General features: G+C 37.1%; 4 protein-coding genes. 1 reads left to right on the top strand and 3 read right to left on the bottom strand.

Annotated features, from left to right (window positions below; all coding sequences use genetic code 11):
- Positions 1-179 precede the first annotated feature (179 nt).
- Positions 180-1,052, bottom strand: a complete 873-nt coding sequence (locus BFU02S_RS15355; RefSeq protein WP_066372543.1) for a nucleotidyltransferase-like protein — start codon at positions 1,050-1,052, stop codon at positions 180-182.
- A 148-nt stretch (positions 1,053-1,200) separates the two neighbouring features.
- Here BFU02S_RS15355 and BFU02S_RS15350 point away from each other — a divergent pair, with 148 nt between their 5' ends.
- Positions 1,201-1,551: a YgzB family protein gene (locus BFU02S_RS15350; RefSeq protein ID WP_066372541.1), complete on the top strand. Its 351-nt coding sequence runs from the start codon at positions 1,201-1,203 to the stop codon at positions 1,549-1,551.
- Between the two features lie 55 nt (positions 1,552-1,606).
- Here BFU02S_RS15350 and perR read toward each other — a convergent pair whose 3' ends face one another.
- Together perR and BFU02S_RS15340 are read right to left on the bottom strand one after the other, a co-directional pair.
- A complete protein-coding gene (perR, locus tag BFU02S_RS15345) occupies positions 1,607-2,044 on the bottom strand; it encodes a peroxide-responsive transcriptional repressor PerR (RefSeq protein WP_066372540.1) in 438 nt (145 codons plus the stop codon).
- A gap of 102 nt (positions 2,045-2,146) precedes the next feature.
- Positions 2,147-2,704 (bottom strand): cob(I)yrinic acid a,c-diamide adenosyltransferase, encoded by a 558-nt coding sequence (locus BFU02S_RS15340; protein WP_066372537.1) that lies wholly within the window; start codon positions 2,702-2,704, stop codon positions 2,147-2,149.
- Between the last annotated feature and the right edge of the window lie 275 nt (positions 2,705-2,979).

The raw sequence follows: 2,979 nt of genomic DNA, 5'->3' as shown, positions 1-2,979 counted from the left end.
CTATTTTGTTCCGTCGCTCAAAAGCGACTTTTTCAATATATCATAAGGCGTTTGTTACTGTCAACACCTTTTTTAAAAAAACAACCGTCATCTGCGAAAGTTTTGTTTTTCAATGTTTCGCAGCGACGGTTATTAATATATCAAGTATTCGATGAAAGGTCAACAGTTTTTTTGATTTTTTATGATGTTTTTTTATTCGCCCGATAACAGCGGTGAAAAATACCTTGGCCTTTTGTTTCAATATTAATGACCTCTACAAGATGTTTCTCAATTAAGTACTCTAGAAGAACAGACATATCAACAGAGTAAGGAATTAGTTCTTTGTCTTCCATTATTTCATTAAACATCCAATACTCTTTCTTGCTCAGCACTTCCATCATATGAGCTGTGCCGATACATGTTTTTGAATGAATCATAAATTCGCTTGCCAAAAATAAAAGTTCCAGCCTTTTTTCCAAGGTTTCTTCACTGTATAAGAGTTCCTCATATAATTTAAAGATTTCCGGCTGAATTTGTTTCACTTGATACCAAACCGTGAGTTCGGGATGAAGACCATTTTCAATTACGGCTAATCTTGCTAAATGATGCAGTGAATGAACAACATGGTTATAGGCATCAAGATATTGTTTGTTTTCAAATAGCGATTTACCATCCATATAACGACGTATCAGCTTGGCAAATTCTAGTCCCATTTTGACTTTTCGACCGTTAAAAGGAAACTCTTTCAGTTCTTTTTTTAGATTTGCCACATACTCATTACGATCAAAGATAATTTTAGCAAGATCAAGCCATTCAAATATTTTTCGATTGTTCCCTAATAACAGCCACTCTTGCAGTTTTGTTTCCGTTATCACATGCATGGCAGCCTTTTGGTCACCATAGGTATAATGTTTAATAAATATTGGTTTATCCGCCTCTTTGACGATTATTAACAGAATTACATCAAAAGAATCCGTAAGAATTGATTTTGGTTTTTTTTCAATCATTAAAACGCCAAGAGTATTTAACTGGCTGGCCCTCTCCTGATATATAGGCCGAAGAATGTCTTCCATTCATCTTAACCTCCAATTTTTTTCGGGTAGCAATATATGTTCGACAGTCATTAAAAAACTCCTTCTTTCATTATAGACAAATTTCGACATTCTTCTATTTTCGTATTCTTGAGAAAATATGGTATAGTTTTTCTAGGAGGGGGAGACTATGGCAAAGTATTCGAGTAAAATAAATAAGATTCGCAGCTTTGCGCTAATCTTGATTTTTGTTGGGTTTATTGTGATGTATGGAGGAATTTATTTTCGCTCCCATCCACTTATTATGACCATTTTTATGATTTTAGGTCTTCTTTGTATTATCGCAAGTACTATTGTGTATTTTTGGATCGGGATGCTGTCTACGCGTGCCGTCCAAGTCAAATGTCCAAAATGCGGAAAGCCGACGAAGATGCTTGGCCGAGTGGATATGTGTATGCACTGCCGTGAGCCTCTAACACTTGACCCGAGCCTTGAGGGGAAAGAGTTTGATGAATCGTATAATAAGAAAAAAACAACATAAAAAAGAATGACGAAACCTATTTAAACAATGGGTTTTTGTCATTCTTTTTGTCATATTAATGGGCCTCTTTGGAGGCACATTCCGGACAAGTTCCATAGATCTCCATCCGATGATTAGCTACTTTAAATCCGGTTACATGTGATGCCAACTGTTCTACTTCATCAAGACCGGGATAGTAAAAATCAACAATCTTGCCGCATTGTTCGCAAATGATATGATAGTGATTGGTTGTCACGAAATCAAAACGGCTTGATGAATCACCGTAAGTAAGTTCTTTGACAAGGCCAACTTCACGAAATACTCGTAAATTATTATAAACCGTTGCCACGCTCATATTTGGAAATCTTCCTTCGAGTGCTTTATAGATTTCATCCGCAGTTGGATGTGACATCGAGTTTATTAAATATTCAAGTATCGCATGACGCTGCGGTGTAATTCGTACACCTGTTTCTTTTAGGGTATCTAATGCTTCCTTCAACTGATTCATCGCCATGCACCTCTTTTCTGAAAAGTATTCTTAAATTATAATTGTTATAATTAGTTTACAGAGCAATAAGTACTTTTGTCAATATTGTAATAGTATAAATAGGAAGTTTTACTCTTGTTTACTGTGCAAAGTTTGCTCAAGTGCTCCCAGCTGCTTGTTTACATATCGAGCGGTAACAAATAAAAGATCGGAAAGCCGGTTCAGATAGGCAAGTACTAATGGGTTTACGTCTTCTCCCAAGGCAACTGCACATCGTTCCGCCCGTCTTGCAATTGTTCGGGCCACATGGAAAGCTGCACCTGCCGGATGTCCGCCGGGCAGGATAAAGTTCGTTAGAGGCGGCAATTTTTCATCCCATTCATCGATTTGTTTTTCCATTTCTTCGATATCAGAAGCAGCAAGCTTCCATCCGACTTCTTTTCCTTTAGGTGTAGCTAGTTCAGCTCCTACATGAAATAGGTTTGTTTGTATTTTATGATATGTCTTTTCAATTATTTCTTTACCTGGAAAATTTTCATTTTTTATATAGCTTAGTGCAAGACCGATCATGGAATTTGTTTCATCACATGTACCATATGCTTCCACTCTTAAATCTGTCTTTGCTACCCGCTGGCCGTATACAAGCGATGTTGTTCCTTTGTCGCCTGTTTTTGTATAAATTTTCATTATGTGATCCCCCTAAGTTTATTTGTACGAACATCAAAAATATTTGTAGGTAACTTTATCATATCATCTAAAGGATGGATGGAAAAAGGGGGTTATTAAGTGTGGTTTATTTGAATTCTCCCGGGCGGGTTACTTTTCCATTTGTTTTTCGGATGTTATGAACAGCTCTTATTGGTCTGAATGCACCCCGCTTTCCGTCCACTATCCTTGATTGGTAGGACGAACCTTCCGATTTTCCTCGTTTTCCGTTCCAAGCCCTCTGATTGCAACACGAA

Origin of the sequence: Neobacillus fumarioli NBRC 102428 (assembly GCF_001591485.1) — a bacterium.
GTDB classification, from domain to species: Bacteria; Bacillota; Bacilli; order Bacillales; family Cytobacillaceae; genus Neobacillus; species Neobacillus fumarioli.
The sequence above is the reverse complement of the archived record's forward strand: the minus strand, read 5'-3'. Positions and strand labels throughout refer to the sequence as shown.

Coding starts and splice junctions, on each gene's coding strand:
- perR (WP_066372540.1), bottom strand. CDS start 2,044: ATGGCGATGAATCAGTTGAAGGAAGCATTAGATACCCTAAAAGAAACA.
- BFU02S_RS15340 (WP_066372537.1), bottom strand. CDS start 2,704: ATGAAAATTTATACAAAAACAGGCGACAAAGGAACAACATCGCTTGTA.
- BFU02S_RS15350 (WP_066372541.1), top strand. CDS start 1,201: ATGGCAAAGTATTCGAGTAAAATAAATAAGATTCGCAGCTTTGCGCTA.
- BFU02S_RS15355 (WP_066372543.1), bottom strand. CDS start 1,052: ATGGAAGACATTCTTCGGCCTATATATCAGGAGAGGGCCAGCCAGTTA.